Origin of the sequence: Mycobacterium terramassiliense (genome assembly GCF_900157385.1) — a bacterium.
Classification (GTDB): domain Bacteria; phylum Actinomycetota; class Actinomycetes; order Mycobacteriales; family Mycobacteriaceae; genus Mycobacterium; species Mycobacterium terramassiliense.
Window position 1 is genome coordinate 2,188,184 of the sequence record NZ_LT717701.1, and the last position, 19,690, is coordinate 2,207,873.

At 68.4% G+C, this 19,690-nt stretch carries 18 protein-coding genes and 3 pseudogenes; 13 read left to right on the plus strand and 8 right to left on the minus strand.

The genetic code is table 11. From position 1 onward, the window contains the following. Positions 1-13: 13 nt before the first annotated feature. Together MTAB308_RS30660 and MTAB308_RS25095 are read right to left on the minus strand one after the other, a co-directional pair. Positions 14-637: pseudogene (locus MTAB308_RS30660) on the minus strand (acyl-CoA dehydrogenase family protein); the annotation flags it as partial. Beyond that, entirely contained in the window at positions 634-1,695 is a 1,062-nt protein-coding gene (locus MTAB308_RS25095) for an acyl-CoA dehydrogenase family protein (protein WP_077103130.1), read from the minus strand. The gene MTAB308_RS25095 and the pseudogene MTAB308_RS30660, both read right to left, overlap by 4 nt. Positions 1,696-1,765: 70 nt before the next feature. On the opposite strand from MTAB308_RS25095, the gene MTAB308_RS25100 reads away from it, so the two are divergent. Continuing rightward, positions 1,766-2,632, plus strand: coding sequence for an LLM class flavin-dependent oxidoreductase (locus MTAB308_RS25100; RefSeq protein WP_077103132.1), 867 nt, complete (start codon positions 1,766-1,768; stop codon positions 2,630-2,632). Here the strand turns inward: MTAB308_RS25100 and MTAB308_RS25105 are convergent. Beyond that, positions 2,595-3,314, minus strand: coding sequence for an SDR family oxidoreductase (locus tag MTAB308_RS25105; protein WP_077103134.1), 720 nt, complete (start codon positions 3,312-3,314; stop codon positions 2,595-2,597). The two genes, MTAB308_RS25100 and MTAB308_RS25105, sit on opposite strands and share 38 nt — an antisense overlap. Positions 3,315-3,319: 5 nt before the next feature. Beyond that, positions 3,320-4,153 (minus strand): FadR/GntR family transcriptional regulator, encoded by an 834-nt coding sequence (locus MTAB308_RS25110; protein WP_077103136.1) that lies wholly within the window; start codon positions 4,151-4,153, stop codon positions 3,320-3,322. Positions 4,154-4,211: 58 nt separating this feature from the next. On the opposite strand from MTAB308_RS25110, the gene MTAB308_RS25115 reads away from it, so the two are divergent. The 3 genes from MTAB308_RS25115 to MTAB308_RS25125 are packed head-to-tail and all read left to right on the plus strand — an operon-like array spanning position 4,212 to position 7,266. After that, positions 4,212-6,602 (plus strand): CaiB/BaiF CoA-transferase family protein, encoded by a 2,391-nt coding sequence (locus MTAB308_RS25115; RefSeq protein WP_077103138.1) that lies wholly within the window; start codon positions 4,212-4,214, stop codon positions 6,600-6,602. Positions 6,603-6,621: 19 nt separating this feature from the next. Further along, positions 6,622-6,813, plus strand: coding sequence for a ferredoxin (locus MTAB308_RS25120; protein WP_077103141.1), 192 nt, complete (start codon positions 6,622-6,624; stop codon positions 6,811-6,813). An 18-nt stretch (positions 6,814-6,831) separates the two neighbouring features. Next, on the plus strand, positions 6,832-7,266 hold the full coding sequence (locus MTAB308_RS25125) for a nuclear transport factor 2 family protein (RefSeq protein ID WP_077103143.1): 435 nt from the start codon (positions 6,832-6,834) through the stop codon (positions 7,264-7,266). 1 nt (position 7,267) lies between these two features. On the opposite strand, the gene MTAB308_RS25130 is transcribed toward MTAB308_RS25125, so the two are convergent. Next, positions 7,268-8,506 (minus strand): cytochrome P450, encoded by a 1,239-nt coding sequence (locus MTAB308_RS25130; RefSeq protein ID WP_077103144.1) that lies wholly within the window; start codon positions 8,504-8,506, stop codon positions 7,268-7,270. A 94-nt stretch (positions 8,507-8,600) separates the two neighbouring features. Here MTAB308_RS25130 and MTAB308_RS25135 point away from each other — a divergent pair, with 94 nt between their 5' ends. The 6 genes from MTAB308_RS25135 (at position 8,601) to MTAB308_RS25160 (ending at position 13,298) form a co-directional block, all read left to right on the plus strand. Beyond that, the gene (locus MTAB308_RS25135; RefSeq protein ID WP_077104779.1) at positions 8,601-9,728 is read left to right on the plus strand and encodes an aromatic ring-hydroxylating oxygenase subunit alpha; all 1,128 of its coding nucleotides are present in this window, start codon (positions 8,601-8,603) and stop codon (positions 9,726-9,728) included. Next, positions 9,728-11,293, plus strand: a complete 1,566-nt coding sequence (locus tag MTAB308_RS25140) for an AMP-binding protein (RefSeq protein ID WP_077103146.1) — start codon at positions 9,728-9,730, stop codon at positions 11,291-11,293. Before MTAB308_RS25135 ends, MTAB308_RS25140 begins: the two co-directional genes overlap by 1 nt. 63 nt (positions 11,294-11,356) lie before the next feature. Continuing rightward, entirely contained in the window at positions 11,357-11,782 is a 426-nt protein-coding gene (locus tag MTAB308_RS25145; RefSeq protein WP_077103148.1) for a nuclear transport factor 2 family protein, read from the plus strand. Positions 11,783-11,852: 70 nt separating this feature from the next. After that, positions 11,853-12,326, plus strand: a complete 474-nt coding sequence (locus MTAB308_RS25150; RefSeq protein ID WP_173842272.1) for an FAS1-like dehydratase domain-containing protein — start codon at positions 11,853-11,855, stop codon at positions 12,324-12,326. Beyond that, entirely contained in the window at positions 12,323-12,772 is a 450-nt protein-coding gene (locus MTAB308_RS25155; protein WP_077103153.1) for a MaoC family dehydratase, read from the plus strand. Before MTAB308_RS25150 ends, MTAB308_RS25155 begins: the two co-directional genes overlap by 4 nt. After that, positions 12,762-13,298, plus strand: a complete 537-nt coding sequence (locus tag MTAB308_RS25160; protein ID WP_077103155.1) for a maleylpyruvate isomerase family mycothiol-dependent enzyme — start codon at positions 12,762-12,764, stop codon at positions 13,296-13,298. The genes MTAB308_RS25155 and MTAB308_RS25160 overlap by 11 nt, the downstream gene beginning before the upstream one ends. Here MTAB308_RS25160 and MTAB308_RS25165 read toward each other — a convergent pair. After that, positions 13,293-14,759, minus strand: coding sequence for an aldehyde dehydrogenase (locus MTAB308_RS25165; protein ID WP_077103157.1), 1,467 nt, complete (start codon positions 14,757-14,759; stop codon positions 13,293-13,295). The genes MTAB308_RS25160 and MTAB308_RS25165 overlap by 6 nt on opposite strands. A 75-nt stretch (positions 14,760-14,834) precedes the next feature. Here MTAB308_RS25165 and MTAB308_RS25170 point away from each other — a divergent pair, with 75 nt between their 5' ends. Further along, a complete protein-coding gene (locus MTAB308_RS25170) occupies positions 14,835-16,181 on the plus strand; it encodes a secreted hydrolase (RefSeq protein ID WP_077103159.1) in 1,347 nt (448 codons plus the stop codon). Positions 16,182-16,240: 59 nt separating this feature from the next. Here the strand turns inward: MTAB308_RS25170 and MTAB308_RS30495 are convergent. Beyond that, positions 16,241-16,969, minus strand: a pseudogene (locus MTAB308_RS30495) (SRPBCC family protein); the annotation flags it as partial. Between the two features lie 282 nt (positions 16,970-17,251). Beyond that, positions 17,252-17,641: pseudogene (locus tag MTAB308_RS30500) on the minus strand (aromatic ring-hydroxylating oxygenase subunit alpha); the annotation flags it as partial. Positions 17,642-17,681: 40 nt separating this feature from the next. Here MTAB308_RS30500 and MTAB308_RS25190 point away from each other — a divergent pair. Both MTAB308_RS25190 and MTAB308_RS25195 read left to right on the plus strand, forming a co-directional pair. Then, positions 17,682-18,554 carry a MerR family transcriptional regulator gene (locus MTAB308_RS25190; protein WP_077103161.1) on the plus strand — a complete coding sequence of 291 codons (873 nt, stop codon included), beginning with the start codon at positions 17,682-17,684 and terminating at the stop codon, positions 18,552-18,554. 60 nt (positions 18,555-18,614) lie between these two features. Then, positions 18,615-19,334: a DUF1906 domain-containing protein gene (locus MTAB308_RS25195; protein WP_077103163.1), complete on the plus strand. Its 720-nt coding sequence runs from the start codon at positions 18,615-18,617 to the stop codon at positions 19,332-19,334. Positions 19,335-19,690 lie beyond the last annotated feature (356 nt).

Consider the following 19,690-nt stretch of genomic DNA (forward strand, 5'->3'; position numbering starts at 1 on the left):
CGACGTCGTCGAGGAAGACCTCGCAGAAGGTCTCGTCGGAGATCGACGCCATCCGGATGGGCTCGATCCTGACCCCGGGCGCCCGCAGGTCCAGGATCAGGCAGGAAATGCCGCGATGCTTCGGCGCCTCCGGATCGGTGCGCGCATACAGGGTGCACCACCGCGACAGGTGGGCGTGCGTGGTCCATATCTTGTGGCCGTTGACCCGGAAGACGTCGCCCTCTCGCTCGGCCCGCGTGCGGAGGCCCGCGAAATCGGATCCCGCCTCCGGCTCGGACATCCCCAGTGCCCACCACTCGTCGCCGCGCAGCAGGGGAACCAGCAGCCGGTCGATTTGGGCTGGTGTGCCGAACTGACGGATGCCGGGCGCGGCAACGCCGGGACCCTGAATGTTGGGCAGCTTGGGCGCGGATCGCAGCGCGCCCTCGATCCGGACCTCCATCGCGTCGCGCAGGCCCAGCGAACGGCCGCCGTGCTCGCGCGGCCAGGTCGGCTGGAGCCACCCGGCCTCGAACGCGGCCCGCTGGTAGTCCCGCCGCAGCGCCAGGTCCCAGCGGTACTCGCGATACCGCTCGTAGTAGTCCTTCGGCAGGAATTCCGTCAGCCACGCCGCGAATTCATCGACCACCGCGCTCATCCCGCGCCTCCCGCGAACCGGCGGCCCACCTCGTGGTAGAGCGCGCGGCTGTCGCCGAGCAGCGCGGCGCCCTGCCACGCGTGCCGGACGTAGAGGTGGATGTCGTGCTCCCAGGTCTGACCGAGGGCGCCGTGCACCTGCACCGCGGTGCGCGCGCAAGTGACCGCCGCGTCGCCGGCGGCCGCCTTCGCGAGCGCCGCGGCAGTCCAGGCGTCCCCTTCGTCCGGATCGGCGAGCCGGGCCGCCGCCGCGTAGGTGAGACTGCGCGCGCGTTCCACGGCGACGTGGTTGTCGGCCAGCGCGTGCTTGATCCCCTGGAAAGCGCCGATCGGCGCGCCGAACTGCCGACGCGCCTTGGCGTGCTCGACCGCGCGGTGCAGCGCGCCGCTGGCCGCGCCGACCAGGTCGGCGGCTGCGGCCACCAGCGGCGCCGCCAGCGCCGCTTCGAGCTCGACCGCCGCGGTGGCCAACGGCTCGGCGTCGATCTCGACGTCGGCGACCGGTTGCGCGGGGTCGGTCGATTCGCCCGCAAGGACGGTCACCCCGCCGGCGCTCTCGCAGCGCGCGACCGCGGCCACGACACCGTTGTCGGCGTGCGCGAGCGTGACGATCAGTTCGGCGCGGGTCAGGTTCGGCACCGCAACCGCCCGCCCGCGCAGGCGCCCGCCGCGCAAGGTCATGGGTGCGCCGGGCAGCCGTGACCCTTTGGCGTGGACGGCCAGGGTGGCGGCCACGCCGCCGGCGATGTCGGCGAGCACCGCGTCCAGGCCGCTGGACCGCAGGGCCCCCGCGGCCAGGCCGACGCTGCTGAGCAACGGGATCGGCGCGAGGGCGGCGCCGCATTCCTCGAGGACCAGCGCCGCCTCGACGGGCCCGTAGTCTCCGTCGGGCGCGGCCAGTTCCGTCCAGCCCAAATCGACAACCGTCTTCCACGGGGCACGCCACCGTTCGGGGTCGGTCAGGGCCTGACGCGCGGCGTCGGGGGGACACTCGGTGCGCAGGATGCCGCGCACGGTGTCGCGCAGCGACAGCTGCTCCGAAGTCAGTCCGACATCCATAAGACCCCTAACATAATAAAAATAGTAAACTAGCGGCTTTGTTGCAATCGGCGCGAGCATAGGTGGGCCCATGGTCGAGTGGTATCTGTTCCTGCCGCAGGTGCGGTTGTCCGCGGCCGACATCACGGAGCGGGCCCGACATGCCGAGGCCAGCGGTTTCGACGGGGTCGCGTTCATCGATCACCTCGAGGCACCGGGGCTGGCCGACGAAAACATCTGGGAGGCAATGGGCATCGCCACCTGGGTGGCGGCCAAGACGGAGCGGCTACGGATCGGCCACCTGGTGCTCTGCGACGCCTTCCGCCATCCCGCCGTGCTCGCCAAGCAGGCCGTCACCCTCTCGGACGCGTCGGAGGGCAGGTTCGAGCTCGGCCTCGGCGCGGGGTCCTGGCCCGCCGAATTCACCAGATTCGATGTGGGCCAGCAGGATCCGAAGGCCAGGGTCGAGCAGCTCGGGCGCCACCTCGAGCTGATCAGGCAGTACTGGGGCGACATCGAGGGCAGCGCCGCGCAGGCCCCGCGCAGAAGCCATCCCATCCCGCTGGTCCTGGGCGGCACCGGGCCCCGGATGATGGAACTCGTTCGCAGGTATGCGGATTGGTGGAACGTGCCGGCGAACCACCTGGACAAGCTGCCCGCGCTGGCCCCCGCCGCGGGGACCGCCCGGGTGTCGGTGCAGCAGATGGTGGGTTTTGTCCGGACAGACAGCGATCCGGACAAGGTGCGGGAGGTGAGCGCCCGGCGATTCGCCCACCTGGGGTCGGGCCTGGTCTGCGGGGACGCCGACGAATTGATCGGGCACTTCACCGGCCTGGCCACCCAGGGCGTCGAACGGTTCTATGTGTGGTTCGCCGATTTCGCCGTCCCGGGTTCGCTGCACGAGTTCGGCGAGGCGGTGATCAAGGCGTTCGCTGGCGCCGGCGCCGGGCTTCCGTAGGCACGACCGGCGGCCGGGCGTACGGTCCGCGCTGCACGGCGGACAGCCGGATCTCGGGCAGGTCGACCGACGGGTCGACGGTGTCGAGCCAGGCGACCGCCTCGGCGACGTCGGACACCTGGATCGCGTACATCTCGAAGGGAACGTCCTGCAGCATCTCGGTTTCCACCGGGCCGGGCGTCACGATGTGCACGGCGATGCCGTCGCGGTCCACCTCGAGCGCCAGGGCGCGGGCGAACGCGTTCATGCCGGCCTTCGACGCCGAGTAGGCCGTCCGCGCCATCATCGGCTCATGCGCCGCCGAGGACGAGATGAACACGAACCGCGAGCCCGCGCGCATCAGCGGCAGCGCGGCGGCGGTCACCACGAAACACGAATCCAGGTTGGCCGACAGGATGGTCCGCCACTGATCGAAGGTCTGCTTGCGCGCGTAGGTCCCGCCCAGCGTGCCCGCCGCGTGCACGACCAGGTCGAGTCGCTCCAAAGCGCTTATCGCGGAGGAGAATCCGTCCGGATCGGAGGCATCGGCCACGATGTGGCGCGCGCCGAGCTCCTCGGCGGCGGCGCGCAGCGGGGCTGCGCGGCGCGCCGCGAGCACCACGTCGTAGCCGAGCTCGCTGAGCTTGCGGCCGCATCCTTTACCGATCCCGCCGCTGCCGCCGGTGACTAGTGCGGTTCGCATCGACGTCAGGGGCGCCGGATGTCGCGCGGGCGGGGTCCCGAACGTGACAGGGCCTGCGGCGAAAGCGCATAGATGCGTTGGTCGGGGCGGCCGGAGAGCACGTAGGTCTGGGTGTCGGCGAGGTGGCGGCCCGCCATGCGCCGAGCGCGGTCGACGTCGCCCTCCGCGATGGTGTCGGTCAGCTTGACGTGCGTGTTGAGCACCGCACGGCGCTGGGCCAACGAGGGGTAGGTGCCGCGCGCGGCGCTCTCGTCCGCCCACTGCTGTTCGTGGCTGGTCCACAGCGTCTCCAGGCTGCCGACGACGGCGATGATGGTGTGATTCCCGCAGCCGCGAACAACGAGATCGTGGAACTGGCGGCCGATTTCGGTGAAGAGGCGACCGTCTTCGAGGTGCTCGGCCATGGCGTCGTTGACCCGCTTGAGCTCCGGCACCAACGTGTCCGCGCGGTCGGGCCGCTGGGCCGCCAGGGCGGCGCAGGCCGGCTCGAGTTCCCGCAACGCCGTGCCCAGGTCGGCGACCTCGACGGCCTCGCTCTGCAGCAACAGCCCGAGCATGTAGGCCGCGCTGGTCTTGGCGGGCGCGTGCACCACCGCGCCGCCGCGGTTACCCCGCCGCACGGAAACGAGCCCCTCGGTTTCGAGGATTCGCAGCGCCTCGCGCAAGGAGACCAGGCTGACGTTGAATTGTTCGACGAGCACCTCCTGGCGCGGCAGGAGATCGCCGTCGGCGAGTTCGCCGTCGATGATCTGGCGGCGCAACTCGTCGGCTACGATTTCGGCGATCCTCGGCGCCGACAGTCGGCGCCGGGCGTCGGGACCAATTCCCAGGGCGGTCATCCAATCCTCGCGGCTCGTCTGGCTTAGCTATTTTAGCAGTAATGGTATAAATAGCCGGGTGAGGCGCGAGCCCGGCAGCCGGCCGACACCGCTTGACCAATTGCGTGTCGTCGAGATCAGCGACCGGATAGCCGGAAGTTACTGCGGGAAGCTGCTGGTCGATGCCGGGGCCCAGGTGCGCAAAATCGAGCCGCCGCAAGGGGATTGGCTGCGTCGGTACTCGGCCAGCTGTTCGCCGGTGCCCGACGGTGGGACCTCGCCGTTCTTCGGCTATCTCAACGCCGGCAAGCGCAGCCTGACCGCCGCCCCGGACTCCGAACGGTGTCGGGCCGAACTGGCCGCCGCCGACGTCGTGGTCGTCACCGCGGGCCGGTCGCGGGCCGCGGCGCTGGGCGTCGATCCGCAGCGGCTGCTGGCCGAATCCCCGCGCTCGGTCGTCATCACGATCTCCGACTTCGGTTGGACCGGGCCGTATGCCGACCGCGCCGCCAGCGAGTTCACCCTGCAGGCCTGGGCCGGTTCGCCGGGCTTTCGGGGCGATCCCGCGGGGCCGCCGATCGCGATCGGCGGCGACCTGGGGGAGTACATGGGCGGGGTGTACGCGGCGTTCGGCGCGCTGGCCGTGCGCCGCCGCGTCGAGCGCGGTGGGCCCGGCGAGCACCTCGACCTGTCCATGCTCGAGGCGATGACCGCGATGCAGAGCAGCGAATGGCTGCATTCGCAGCTGCTGCGCGTTCCGCCGATCCGCCGCACCCTCGAAGTGCCGTCGATCGAGCCGGCCAAGGATGGCTACGTCGGGATCACGATGGTCACCGGCCAGCAGTGGCTCGACTTCTGCGCGATGGTCGAGTGCCCGCAGCTCGAGGAGATCGAACAGCTGCGTTTCCAGATCGGACGGTGGGCCTACCGCGACCTGATCCGCGAACAGATCGGCCCGTGGCTGGCCGAACGGACCGTCGAGGAGATCGTCGAACTCGGGCAGCTGTTCCGGCTGCCGATCGCGGCGCTGGGCAACGGCTCCACGATCCGCGATCTCGAGTACGTGAGGCAGCGAAACGTGTTCGCCCGCAACCCCGCCGGCTTTCACCAGCCCCGTCCGCCCTGGCTGATGTCGGCGTGTGACCCCGCGCCGCTGCGCGCCGCCCCCGCCCCCGGCGAGGCCGACGACGAACCGGCTTGGGAGGCAGACACATCCGAGCCCGACCCGGCGCGGCGTGGGCTGCCACTCGAGGGCGTCCGCATCGTCGACCTGACCGCGTTCTGGGCCGGGCCCGCGGCGACCCACCTGCTGGCCGCGTTCGGCGCCGACGTCATCAAGGTGGAGTCGATACAGCGGCCCGACGGCATCCGCTACTCGGGCGGGATGCGCAAAGATGTGGACGACTGGTGGGAGTACGGCTGGGTGTTCCACGCAATGAACACCAACAAGCGTTCCGTCACACTGGATTTGGGTTCCGGTGAGGGGCGTGATCTGTTCCTCGAGTTGGCGGCCGGCGCCGACGTCGTGATCGAGAACTTCTCGCCGCGGGTGATGGACCAGTTCGGGCTCACCGCCGACGTGCTGCTGAAGGTCAACCCGAAACTGGTCGTCGCGCGGATGCCGGCCTTCGGCCTGGACGGTCCGTGGCGTGACCGGGTCGGATTCGCCCCGACGATGGAGCAGATCGCCGGTCTGGCCTGGGTCACCGGGCTGCCGGAGGCCCCGCCGGTGGCGCCGCGCGGGGCCTGCGATCCGCTGGCCGGCGTGCACGCCGCCTTCGCCGTGCTGGCCGCGCTGAGCTTCGCCGAACGCACCGGCTCGGGCCAGCAGGCCGAGCTGCCGATGCTGGAGACGGTGCTCAACGCCACCGCGATACAGGCGATCGAATCCGAGGTGTTCGGGGTGACGCTGGGCCGGCGCGGCAACCGCGGGCACGGCCTGTCGATCCAGAACCTCTACCGCTGCGCCGGGGACGACGACTGGATCGCGGTCACCGTGCGCGACGACCGGCAGTGGCGGGCCTTGGTCGAGGTGATGGGCCGGCCCGACTGGTGCGACGGGGGCCTGGCCACCGTCGCCGGGCGGCGCGCGCGGGCCGACGACGTCGACCACCGGCTGCGGGACTGGTTCGCCGGGCAGCCGTTGGACTCGACGGTGGAGCGCCTGGCCGGGGCGGGCGTTCCCGCCGCGCCCGCGGTGTCCCCGTCGCTGGTCACCGAGAATCCCCAACTGCGCGAGCGGGGTTTTTTCGAGACGCTGGACCACGCGAGCACCGGTGCGGGCCTCTACCCCTGCCCGCCGTTCGCCAAGCTCGCCGGCCAGGACAGGTGGCTGCGTCGCCCGCCGCCGCGGCTGGGCGAGCACAATGGGGAGGTACTGCGCGATCGGTGCGGCCTGACCGACGATGAACTGGCGAAGCTGGCAAGCGGCAAAGTGATCGGGACCCGCCCGAAGGGCCTCGAAAAGTGAGCGCGAAGGAGGGCTTTCGATGCGCGTGACGGTCGACGAAAACATGTGTGAGGCCAACGGCTTCTGCGAATCGCTCGCCCCGGAGGTGTTCGAACTGGGCGACGAGGACGTGGTGCAGATCGCGGACGGTCCCGTGCCGCCGCGGCTGGAGATCGACGTGCGCGCCGCGGTGGACCAGTGCCCCAAGGCCGCGCTGCGCTTGATCGAGTGACGCCCTAGAGTGCGTCGCATGCGCGACATGACGAAGTACGCCGCGATGCGGCCCTACTTCGAGGTCGTCGCCGAGGCCCTGAAGGGTTTGGTCGACGGGATCGATTTTTTCGATATGCACGCCGAGGATGTGGTGGTCGAGTTCGTCATCACCGTCCCGGACTATCCACGCCGCATCGTCGGCCGCGAAGCGCTGGCCGAGCTGTACGCCGATTACGGGGAGTCCATCGTCCAGAGCGGCAGTAGCGACGTGTACCGCTATTACGACCCCGACAAGTCGGTGGTGATTCTCGAGTACACGATGCACGGCACGGTGGTGCGCACGGGCGCGCCGTACGTCAACCGATTCATCTCGGTGATCGCGGTCAAGAACCGCAAGATCGTGCACTGGCGCGACTACCTGGACCCGTTGGCGGTATTCGCCGCGTTCGGCGACGCGCCGGCGCCGTATTGAGCTAGCGCCGCTCGTTCAGCGATATCGCCATCTCGTCGTAGATCGACATGTTGGTGAGCAGGTTCGGGTAAGCCACGGTCGCCGGCCCGAGGGCGATGTCGTCGCAGCGCAGCAGCAGTTCGTCGAACACCGCGCGGAGCTCCGCGCGCGCCAGCATGGCGCCCAGGCAGTGGTGCGGTCCGCCGCCCCCGAAAGCGACCTGGGGGTTGGGCTGTCGCCCGATGTCGAAGGTGAAGGGGGACTCGAACACCTCCTCGTCGCGGTTCGCCGAACGCAGCATCGAGACCACCCGCTCGCCCTTTGCGATGTGTTGGCCGTCCATTTCGACGTCGACCTTCGCGGTGCGCGTCCAGTAGGCGACCGGCGACGCCCAGCGCAATACCTCCTCGACGGCGGGGGGGCGCAGCGCTTCGTGCTCGCGGTATCGCTGGATCTGCTCCGGGTTCTCCACGAACGCCTGCAGCCCGATGGCCAGCGCGTTCTTGGTGGTATCGCTGCCGGCGAACGCCAGCACGAAGAAGAAGAACTCGAGTTCGTTGGTGGGCAGGCTGAATTGCTCGCCGTCCTCGCCGGTGATCACCGCGGTCGCCAGCGTGCTCCAGATGTCATCGCTCGGATTGCGCCGCTTCTCCGCGGTGAGCTCCATCGCGTAGCCGAAGACGGTGGCGTACAGGTCGGTGTAGTCCTGCCGGGTCAGTCTCGGCCCGGGCGAATTGGCCTTGAGAATGCGGTCCAGGGAATCGAAGATTCGCGGCCGGTCGTCCTCCGGTATGCCGATGATGTCGCCGATCACCGTCATCGGCAGGGCGTCGGCGACGTCATCGATCCAGTCGCCGCCGCCCCGGTCGAGCAGCCGGTCGATCATCCCCGCGGCGCGCGCCCGGATGCCGTCTTCGAGTTTGCCGACAGCGCGCGGGTTGAACGCGCCCGAGATGAGCTTGCGGCGCTTGTTCAGCGCCGGGGGATCCATGTTGATGATGGTCGGGTACGACGAGAACATCCCGGCCGGCTGGATGGTCGGCCCATCGACCGCGGTGAAGGACTCGGCGTCGCGATGCAGCCGGACCGCGTGCCGGTGCTTGGTCGCCACCCAGAAGTCGCGGTGCACCGTCTCGGCCACCCCCGGGGTCAGGTCGTGGCGGAACAGGGGACTGGTGCGCCGCAGCTCGGCGAACAGATCGTCGGGAAAACCGTTGCGCCACAAGGCCAAATCGGATAGGTCCACCGCCGCAGCCGTCATCTGAAACCCCGCTTTCCGGACACGCTGAGCGCGCGTTGACGTTCAATGCTTAAGATAGTAAAAATAGACCTAATCGTCGAACTTGGAGCGCTTCGTGACGGACACAATTTCAGACTCGGCATCGGACTCGGCCGCGGATCCCTCGGAACGCGAGTTCGGGCAGGCAGGCATCGCGCTGTCGACCTACCGGTTCCCGACGGGCTGGTTCATCGTCGCCTTCTCCTCCGACCTGGCCGCGGGCCAGGTCAAGCGCGCGCACTACTTCGGCGAGGAGCTGGTGCTGTTCCGCACCGAGTCCGGCCAGGTGCACGTGATGGAGGCCTACTGCCAGCACCTGGGCGCCAACTTGGGCGTCGGCGGCACGGTGGAGGGCGAGAACATCGTCTGCCCGTGGCACGGCTGGCAATGGCGCGGGGACGGCACCAACGCCCTGATCCCGTACAGCAAGATCGGCTGCAAGAACAACGTCCGGATCCGCACCTACCCGAGCATGGAGTGGTACGGATTCATCCTGGCCTGGCACGAGCGGCACGGCCGGACGCCGTATTGGCAGCCGCCGGTGCTGCCCGAACTGGAAACCAACGAGTACTACCCGCTGCACCCGCACACCCAGATGCTCAACCGGGTCAAGGTGCATCCGCAGATGATCATCGAGAACGCCGCCGACCCCTATCACGTTCAATACGTGCACAAGGCCGCCAACCCCGCCACCACCGCGTCGTTCGAGGTGTCCGGGTACCACCTGCACGCGACCGTCAACGCGCATTTCGGCGGCGGGCGCGCGTCGACCTGGTTGACCCCGAACGGGCCGGTCGACGCCAAGATCATTTACGACAACTACTCGTTGGGCCTCGGGCTGGTCCGCTTCCCGAGCGACCTGGTGGCCACCATCCAGGTGACGGGGCAGACGCCGGTCGACGAGGACTACACCGACTACTTCTACACGCAGGCTTCCGTCCGCGAGCCCGGCGACACCGGCGACGTGCCCACCGGCCGCGCCGCCAAGTTCCTGGCGCTGCAGCAAGAGGTCATCAAGCAGGACTTCTTCACCTGGGAGAACATGAAATACCTGGAGAAGCCCAACCTGGCCCCCGAAGAGGCGCACGACTACGCCGCCCTTCGCCGCTGGGCGCACCGCTTCTACCCGGGCCCGCAGCCTTCGCCGTCGGACTTCGGCTACACCGCCGAGGGCGAGCCCGACCCGGCGGCCGCGAAAGCCTGATGCCGGGGCCCGCCGACTTCGGGGTCGACAGCTTCACCGTGCCGGCCGTGCTGGATCGGCGGGCCGAGCAGTACCCCGACCGGGTGATGATGTCGATCGCCGGTGTGGACGTGACGTTCGAGCAGATGCGCCGGCGGTCCCGCGCGGCGGCGCACATGCTGGCCGGCGCGGGCGTCGGCCGCGGCGACTGCGTGGCGTTGTTCACCGCCACCTGCCCGGAATGGGTGTACTTGTGGCTGGGCGCGGCGCGCATCGGCGCGGTGAGCGCGGCGGTGAATGCGGCCAACAAAGGCGACTTCCTGGTGCACACGCTGCGGCTGTCGCAGGCCAAAGTGATCTTCACCGATGCCGAGCGGCGGCCCCGCGTCGACGAGGTGGTGGAGCAGCTCGATACGGTGACCGCCGTTGTGATCCAGGATGATTCGCTGACCGCCACGTTGCACCTCGATGTCGACGTTCCGGTGACCGACAGCCCCGCCGCGGCGACGGACGTGGGGGTGCTGTTCTACACGTCCGGCACCACCGGGCCATCGAAAGCCGTTGCCACGACGTGGCATTACCTGTTCTGCGTGGCCGCGACCGCCGCGTCGGCCTGGGAGTTCGACCCGGGGGAGACGCTGTGGACGGCGATGCCACTGTTTCACCTGAGTGCGGCGCCCAGCGTGCTCGCCCCGATGCTGGTCGGTGGAACGACCGTGTTGGCGAAGGCATTTCACCCGGGCGAGGTCTGGGATGACATCCGCGCCCGCGGCGCCGTCGGTTTCGCCGGCGCGGGCGCGATGGTGTCGATGCTGCAGAATCTGCCCGCGGACCCGCGCGACGCCGAGCTGCCGCTGCGGTTCATCTCGGCCGCTCCCATCGACGCGAAGTCCTATCGCGAGATCGAAAAGCGGTACGGCTGCCGGATCGTCACGATGTACGGAATGACGGAAGCGTTTCCGATCGCCGTCAAAGGCGTGTCCGACGAGGGGGTGCCCGGAACCTCGGGGCGGCCGAATCCCCATTTCGACGTCCGCATCATCGACGAGCGCGGTGATCCCGTGCCGCCCGGCGCCGTGGGTGAGATCGCCTGCCGGCCCAAGCGCCCGCACGTGATGAGCGAAGGCTACGTAAGTCAGGGTTTGCGGGTGGACCCGCACCCGGAGTGGTTTCGCACCGGCGATTTGGGCCGACTCGATGCCGAGCAGAATTTGACATACGTGGACCGCGTCAAAGACGCGCTCCGCCGGCGCGGCGAAAATGTTTCCTCGGTCGAAGTGGAGGCCGTCGTCTTACGTCACCCCGCGGTGGCCGAAGCCGCGGCGGTCGGGGTCCCCAGTGAGTTGGGTGAGGACGACATCCTCTTGTTCGTGACGTTGCGCCCTGGCGCCGCACTGGATTGCGCGGAGCTGCTCGACTTCTGCGCCGCCAGGATGCCGTACTTCTGCGTGCCGCGATTTGTCGAGACGGTCAATGAACTCCCGAAGAACGTCATCGGAAGAATACGTAAAGATTTGTTGCGGAATCGTGGCGTAAATGAGGCCACTTGGGATCGCGAAGAACATGGTTATATCGTTAGTCGCTAAGTTAAGTTAGTGTTACATGAGGCAATTTACGCGTCATTTTCCGACACAGGCTGGAGAGCCACGATGACCCTGACCTATCAGCAAGAGCAGTTCCTCCACGCCGCGATGGGGCGCGCTGCCATCCTGGACCTGAGCGCCCGGCAGAATCGGGCCTACTCCGACGGCGACCGCGATCGCTGGATCGCCACCTTCCGCCATTCCGGCGCCAGCTACACCCGCGATGGCGATCTGTTCACCGATCTGCGTGCGGCCTTCGACGGCGGCGACGGGCAGCGCCTGGTCACCGTCGACCATGAGATCCACATCGACGGCGTCAACGCCAGCCAGCGTTGCGTCGCGGTCCTGCTCGCCGCCATGTATGGCGACACCACGCTCCGGGCCACCGGGACCTTCCGGGACACGCTGATCTACGAGCGCGGCGGCTGGTACTTCACTTCCCGTGTGCTCGCATGGGATTCGGTGCCGAGCCGGCACCCGCTCGTCATGTGAGCGACACCGCTACGTGGATCCGGACCTGAGCTACCAGCTGGCCTTCGGCAGCTATGACGACGCGCTGCGCATGGTCGGCGCCAAGAGCGAACCGCGCACCGCCGCGACCCCGGTCAGCGGCGCGCGCATCCAACTGTTCGCCGCGATGGTCCACGACGGGAATCGTTCGTTCTGGGACGCCGAGTTCGCCCGGGAGCGGTGGGGAGGGCTGCTCGCCCCGCCTGCCCTGTTGATGGGTTGGCTGATACCGCCGCCGTGGGAGCCGGCCGGTAGGCCGCCGGTGGCGTCGGTGGTGCTGCGGGTGCCGTTGCCGGGCACCACGTTCATCAACGCGGCCAACGAGGTCGAGTTTCTGCTGCCGATCGTCGAGGGCGATCTGCTCACCGTCGTGGAGGAACTCGTGTCGGTGTCGCCGGAGAAACGGACGCGGCTGGGGGTGGGTCATTTCGTCGAGACGCTGGAGACCTATCGGCGTCAGGACGGCGCCGTGGTGGCCACCTGCCGAAATACGTTGTTCCGCTTCACGCCTGGAGCGCCGTCGTGACCGACCTGGACTGGAACGCGATCGAGCTCCCCGTCGACCTGCCCGAGGTCGTTGACCACATCAGCTACCAGCGGGTCGTGGAAAACGCCGGTGCGACCTGGGACTACTTCCCCGGCCATTTCGATCCCGGCTACGCCCAAAGCCAGGGCAACCCGACGATTTATGTCAACACCATGCACCTCGCCGGGTTCGCCGACCGCGTCGCGACCGACTGGGCGGGCCCGAGCAGCCGCGTGGTGCGCCGCTCGATGCGGCTGGCCGGATCGGTCTACGCCGGCGACACCATGATCGGGCGGGGCCGGGCGGTGGCCAAGCGGCGCGACACCTCGGTGGACCCGCCGCGCTGCCTGGTCGACATCGAAATCCGGGTGACCAATCAGCATGGCGCCCTCTGTTGTCCGGTCGACCTCACCCTGCAGATGCCCGAATGCCGGCATGACGGATGACGACGCAGCCGAACTGCACCTGGCGGTGTGCCGACGGTTCGGCGAGGCGGTCCGGTCGGCGGAGGGCAACTGGGATCGCCGGTCGCCGTGCGAGGAGTGGGACGCCCGGGGAGTGCTCGAGCATGTCATCGGTTTCCATGACGTGCTGCTGTTGCGCCCCTTGGGTTTGAAGCCCGACCGGCCGACCGACGACGCGCAGGAGCGATGGCAACTGACCTACGATGCGCTGGCCGAGGCTCTTGAGTCGGGCGGGGCGAGGCGGCTGGATGAGTACCGGCTCATGCCGAATCTGACCCGCGACGTTCTGGTGCACACGTGGGACCAAGCCCGCGCGGTCGGCGCCGACGACCGGCTGGACCCCGAGTGGTGCGAGCTCTGCTACGCCGGTCTGCCCCCGGATCCCCGGACGCTGAGTTCAACGGGTATGTTCCACGGCCCGGTTCCGGTTCCCGGCGAAAGTGATCCTCAGGCAAGGCTTCTCGCGCGCCTCGGCCGCGATCCGTTCTGGAGACCGGGGCCGCTATAGCGGCGGCAACTTGCCCTTGCACACCAGCGTCTGAAGCTCGACGTACTCGTGCAGGCCCTCCGGACCGAACTCGCGCCCGATGCCCGACTGCTTGAAGCCGCCGAACGGCGCGCCGATGTCGAGCGTGTACATGTTGATGCCGTAGGTGCCGGTGCGGACGCCGGCCGCGATCTCAAGGCCGTGCGCGATGTCGGAGGTCCACACCGAACCGGCCAGGCCGTAGTCGCTCTCGTTGGCGATCCGGATCGCGTCCTCCTCGTCGCGGTAGCGCAGCACGGTCAGGACCGGACCGAAGATCTCCTCCCGCGCGATGCGCATGTCGTTGGTGGCGTCGGCGAACAGCGTCGGCCGCACGTACCAGCCGCGCTCCGACGGGCTGTCGTCACCGCCCAGGACGACGCGGGCGCCTTCGCTGCGGCCGGACTTGATGTACTCCTGGACCCGGCGCTGTTGCCGTTGGGCGACAAGGGGTCCGATGTCGGTCGCCTCGTCGGCCGGGTCGCCGACGTTGAGGCCCGACATCATGTCGGCCAGCGCGTCGACGACCTCGTCGTGGCGGCGATCGCTGACCAGGATGCGGGTCTGGGCGACGCACGCCTGGCCGTTGTTCATCAGGCCGGCCGATTTCAGCCCGGCCGCCGTCTTGGCGACGTCGGCGTCGTCGAGAATGATCGCCGCCGACTTGCCGCCCAGTTCGAGGCTGTAGCGCTTCAGCTGCTCGCCGCACAGCGTGGCGATCCGGCGCCCGACGGCGCTGGACCCCGTGAACGCGATCTTGTCCACGCCCGGATGGCGCACCAGCGCCTCGCCCACGTCGGTGCCGCCGGGGAGTACGGACACCACCCCTTCGGGAAGGTCGATCTGCTCGATCATCTCCGCCAACCACAAAGCGTCCAACGGAGTTTCGGGCGCGGGTTTGACGATGACCGTACAGCCCGCGATCAGGGCCGGAATCAGCTTGGGCATGATCAGGAATTGCGGCACGTTCCACGGCACGATCGCGCCCACCACCCCGACCGGGGCCCTACTCAGGTGCACCTCCCCGAGCACGCCCTGGCGGCGTTCGGTCCATGGGAAATCGCGGGCGGCGGCCAGCGCGAGGTGTATCAGCGACGCCGCGGCCGCGCCTTGGCCCAGTCGGCTGAAGCTGCGCGGCGACCCCATCTCGTCGGTGATCAGGTCTGCCATCTCGTCCATATGGCCGCCGTAGATCGCGGCGAGCTGTTCCACCTTGGCCATTCGCTCGGCATGCGTCATGCGCGGCCAGGGGCCATGGTCGAAGGCCTGCCGCGCGGCGGCGACGGCAGCGTCCACGTCCTCGGGCCCGGCCACCTGGACGTGGCCGACCGGTTCTTCGGAGTGGGGGGAGATCACCGCGAGCTGCTGCGGGTTGGCCGGCTTGCGCCACTGCCCCCCGACGAAGAGCTCGTCGTAGGAGCGATGGGCGGGATGTTCTGTCATCGGGCACTTCCTCGGGGCCGCGACCGTAATATCGCTATTGACGCTAACATAGCCAAAAAAGCAGCGAGGCCTGACATGACCAGCGATTGGCGCAGTTACCCGTTCCAGTTGGTGCCCGGGGATCCCCAACTGGATTTCCCCGCGGCCGAAGGCGAGCATCCCGATCAGGAGTCGGACACCTGGTTCATCGCCGGCCGGCTCGACGCGACCGACAGCGACCGGTCGTTTGCCTTCCTGACCATCTTCAACAAGAACCGGCCGGGCGGCACGGTGGTCGCGGACTTCTACACGTTGGCGCTGTTCGACCTGGACACCGGGGAGTACGGAACCTACACCGATTACGACATGCCGCCGGCCAACATGGAGCCGGGAGCGCGGCGCAAGCTCGACGTGGTGTCGGGTCATCTCGACATCAGCTACCACAGTGGCGCCGGCACCGCGTCGTGGACCACCTGCCTCGATGCCGAGGGGAAGCTGCTGCCCTTCACCTATCGGGTCAGCCTCGTCGGCGAGGATCACTCGGGCCGTCCGATGCGGCTGGACCTGGCCGTAACCCCAACGCGCGCACCGACACCGGTGGGCGCTGCCACCTACAACGGCAAGATCGTCTGCTTCGGCCAAAGCGAGACGTACTCGTATTTCCAGACCGGACTGACGATGACCGGGACCCTGCGCTGGGGGGACGTGGTCGAGCAGGTCTTCGGCAGCGGCGGTCACGTCGACCGGCAGTGGTTCCCGAAGTACGCCGGCGGCGGGGGATCGGGGGGCGACCCGCGCGCCAGGTCCCACGAGTGGCGCACCATCAACTTCGACAACGGCGTCGACTTGAGCATCTGGCGCCAGTTCGACCGCACGAACGGCAATGCGCTGCAGCCGTTTACCGGCGTCACGACGAGTCATCCCGACCCGGCGATACCGCCGCAGTGCGCCGAGGACGTCGAGGTCACGATCAGTAGCTACGTTCGCTGGCCGGAGGCGGTGCGACCGCTGTTGCGGCCGGCGGCCCCGGCGCGATACATGCCGGACCGCCACCGGATCACCTGCGCCACATTGCAATTGGACATCGTGGGGGAGCCGATGGTGCCCGCCCCGGCGCACGGCCTGCCGATCGAGTACATGGAGGGCCCCTACCGCTACCAGGGAACGCTGTGGGGCAAGCCCGTTTCCGGTTTTGCGTTCAACGAGCGCTCGCTGGCGCTCTACCGAGATTGGGAGCTGGTCGAGGTGCTGGCCACCACCGTCGCGAACGCCGATCCACCCGCCCCCGACCTGCAGGCGGCGGTGGATCGGGTGGTGCCGCTGGTGGCCGCCGGCCGTCGCGACGAGGCGGCTTCGTTGCTGGCCGGGGTGGCGCCCGTCGAAAACGCCGCGCTGGCAACCCTTCTCGAAGACCTGGTTACCGTGCTGTCGGCGGCCGATTGAGGCAGCGGCTCGCCGAGGCTGAAAATTTGCAGGGGTCTACTCGAACTTTTGCCGCGAATTTACAGCCTCGGCGCGGCGTGGTCCCCGGCGGCGAGCGCCCGCGCCCAGCTGATGTGGCGATGCTGCAGTCCCGGCTCGTTGCGGCCGAACATCAGCTGATCGCGGGCGCCCGACTCGAGGTTGGCCTGCAGGCCCTCGACCAGCCGGTAGTCCTCGTCGCGGACCGTGGCGTGCGCGTAGTCGAAAACGGCCTGGGCGCCGGCGGCCACCGATTCGTCGGAGAGGTCCAGCGGGGTGGAATTCTGGTGCACGGTGACCGACCTGCCCGGGCGGTCGCCGGGGTAGATCCGGAACAGCTCGCCGTTCGCGATGGTCACCGACAACACGATGTTGGGAAACAGCGCATAGATCACGACCATGTTGTGGAGCGGGTCCCAGCGCTCCTCGGGAACGTTGTCGAGTTCGAGGATCGTGTTGAGCGGGAAGATCAACCGGTGATGCGGGCCGTACGAGTCGAATACCGTGCAGTTGCTGCGGGCAATGGTGGCAAACGTCTGCCGGTGCACGGTGGCGAAATGATAGTTCTCCGAGAAAGTGTCGACCGCCAGCTTCCAGTTGATCGGGCAGTCGAGCTCCTTCTCGCCCAGCGGAGACCACCGTCCGATGCCCCACGAGTCGAGCTCGTCGCCCAGCGGTCCCAGGTGCGCGGCGACGTCCAGGTGCGCACCGGGATCCAATGCGACCCAAAGGAATCCCGCGTATTCCGCGGCGGGCAGCTCGGTCAAGCCGTCGGAGTTGATGGCCGCTTGCCCATCGCGACCAACCGTCCCCCGCAAGCGGGAAGTGCCCCCAGCGCCCGGCTTCGCCGCGCTTGCGGTCGCCGCTTGCGGGTTACGGCCACCCGCGGCGCCCGGCTTCGCCGCGCTTGCGATCGCCGCTTCCGGTTTACGGCGACCCGCGGCGCCCGGCTTCGCCGCGCTTGCGATCGCCGCTTGCGGTTTACGGCGACCCGCGGCGCCCGGCTTCGCCGCGCTTGCGATCGCCGCTTCCGGGAACCCCTCACGTCCCGGAAGTGCCACCAAGCGCCCGTCGTTGTCGTACGTCCACGCGTGGTAGGGGCAGGTGAATCGCTTCGCGCTGCCGCAACCCGTGACCACCCGCGACTGGCGGTGCAGGCACACGTTTTCGAACGCCTTGACCGACCCCTCGGCTGTGCGTGTCAGCAGGATCGATCGGCCCAGCACCGTCTTGGTGCAGTAGGAGCCCGGACCGGGCAGCTCCGAAACGTAGCCGACCAGTTGCGGACTGGCCATCAGCATCGCGCGGTCCTGGTCGTGGCGCTCGACTGACGTGTAATCGGCCGCGTCGACCAGATGCACGCGCGGCGCGAGATCGGTCGCCTTGTCGCGGGCCAGCTTCAAGGCGCGCCGCGTCAGGTCGACGAGCTGATCGCGATCCATTCGCCCAGTACAGACCTTGCGACGGTTGTAAGGTCAAGCCGTGGCTGAGCAGCTGCTCATCGGCGACGTCACGGCCCTGACCGGGATCGCGTCGGGCCGCATCCGCCACTACGAGAAAATCGGGTTGCTGCGCGCCGAGTATCTGAGCAACGGCTATCGGGTCTTCGACGTCGAACAGGTGCTCGAGCTGTTGCGCATCGACCTGATGAGAAGCCTCGGAGTGGGCATCAACGACATTCAGCGATTACTCGACGGGGGTCAGACGACCCTGGCCGGGCTGCTGGACGAGCACCGCACGCTACTGGTGCGCGAGCGCGAGCGGCTGGATCAACTGATCGCCGCGATCGATGCGGCCACCGATACCGGCGCCGCCGACGTAGACGAACACCTCCTGCGCAGGCTGGCGACGAGGCACCGCGACAGCATCGGCGTCATCGGCAGGCTCACCGCGCCGCTCTCCGCGCCCGTCACGGCGATGTACGCCCATCTGTTCGACGAATGGGAGCTACCGGTTCCCGCCTTGTTCGGGCAGATGGCGCTGCCGCCGGCGGCCAGCACGTTGTTGGAGCGACTTGCCGAGACGCCGGGACATCAAGTTCTCTTCGACCGGCTGCGCAAACTCGCCGGTGACGTGGTTGCGCTGGACGAACGCGAGTCGGCCGCAGCCGAACTCGCGCAGAGCTGGATCGACCAGCAGCTGGCCGACCCGTTGCCCGACGACGTGGTCGCCGTGCTGCGCGGCGTGCAGCCGTTGTTGACGCACGACCCGGTGATCGTCCAGGGCTTCAGGGCGTGGGCCGGGTCGATCAGCCCGGCGGCCGCCCGGTTTCTCGACGAGATCGCCCGCCAGACCGCCCGCCGCGGCCTGCAGGCCGTCAGCGTCATCGTGCTGCCCGCCGCTACGCCAATGTGATGCACATGTGACCTATGTGGCTAATGTGCCATATGTTGTTTGTGTCGTACCCTGTGGCATGTGTCGGTTTCGCGCCGTGACGTGCTCAAACTCGCGGCCGCCACGCCTGCGCTGGTAGGGCTGGGCGTCGCGGCCGCGTCGCTGCGCGCCGCGCCGGCCTCGGCGTCACTCGGCACCTTGCTGGACTACGCGGCCGGCGTCATCCCGGCCAGCCAGATCCGGGCCGCCGGCGCCGTCGGTTCAATTCGGTACGTCTCTGACCGCCGGCCCGGCGGCAACTGGATGCTCGGCAAGCCGATTCAGGTCTCCGAGGCCCGCGACCTGAGCAGCAACGGCCTCAAGATCGTTTCCTGTTACCAGTACGGCAAGGGCAGCACCGCCGACTGGCTGGGCGGCGCCGGCGCCGGGCTGCAACACGCGCAGCGGGGCATGCAACTGCACGCCGCCGCCGGGGGTCCGGCGAACGCGCCGATCTACGCGTCGATCGATGACGACCCGTCTTACGAGCAGTACAAACAGCAGATCGTTCCCTACCTGCGATCCTGGGAGTCGGTGATCGGGCACGAGCGCACCGGCGTGTACGGCAACTCGAAAACCATCGATTGGGCCCTGCACGACGGCCTGGGTTCATACTTCTGGCAGCACAACTGGGGCTCGCCGAAGGGTTTCACCCATCCCGCCGCGAGCCTGCACCAGGTGGAGATCGACAAGCGCAGCGTCGGTGGTGTCGGGGTGGACATCAACGAAATCCTCAAGCTCCAATTCGGACAGTGGGCCTAGGGCCCGCGGCGGTCCGTGTTCCAGCAAACACTCGTTCGCCCATTTTCGGGTGGAGCGGACCCGCGTCGCGCGGTTGACGCGGCGTCAGCGGCGCGTAAGCGACCCGATTTTTTTAACATAACGATTACATAACAATCGTGCCTTGAACAGCGCAGTTATAGCTACTCGACCGTAACCACCTGCACGCAGCAGGTTTGTTCGCGGCGCCCGCGCGGGCGGTTCAACGGGGTGTTACCCAGGACACGGTTACCCGTGCGTAGAACTCACCAGTAACCGTTCAACATGCAAAAAGGGCACTGATCCTTATGACACTCTTAGTACAGCCGGTGCCGTCCGCCGCCCCGCCGGCTCCACGG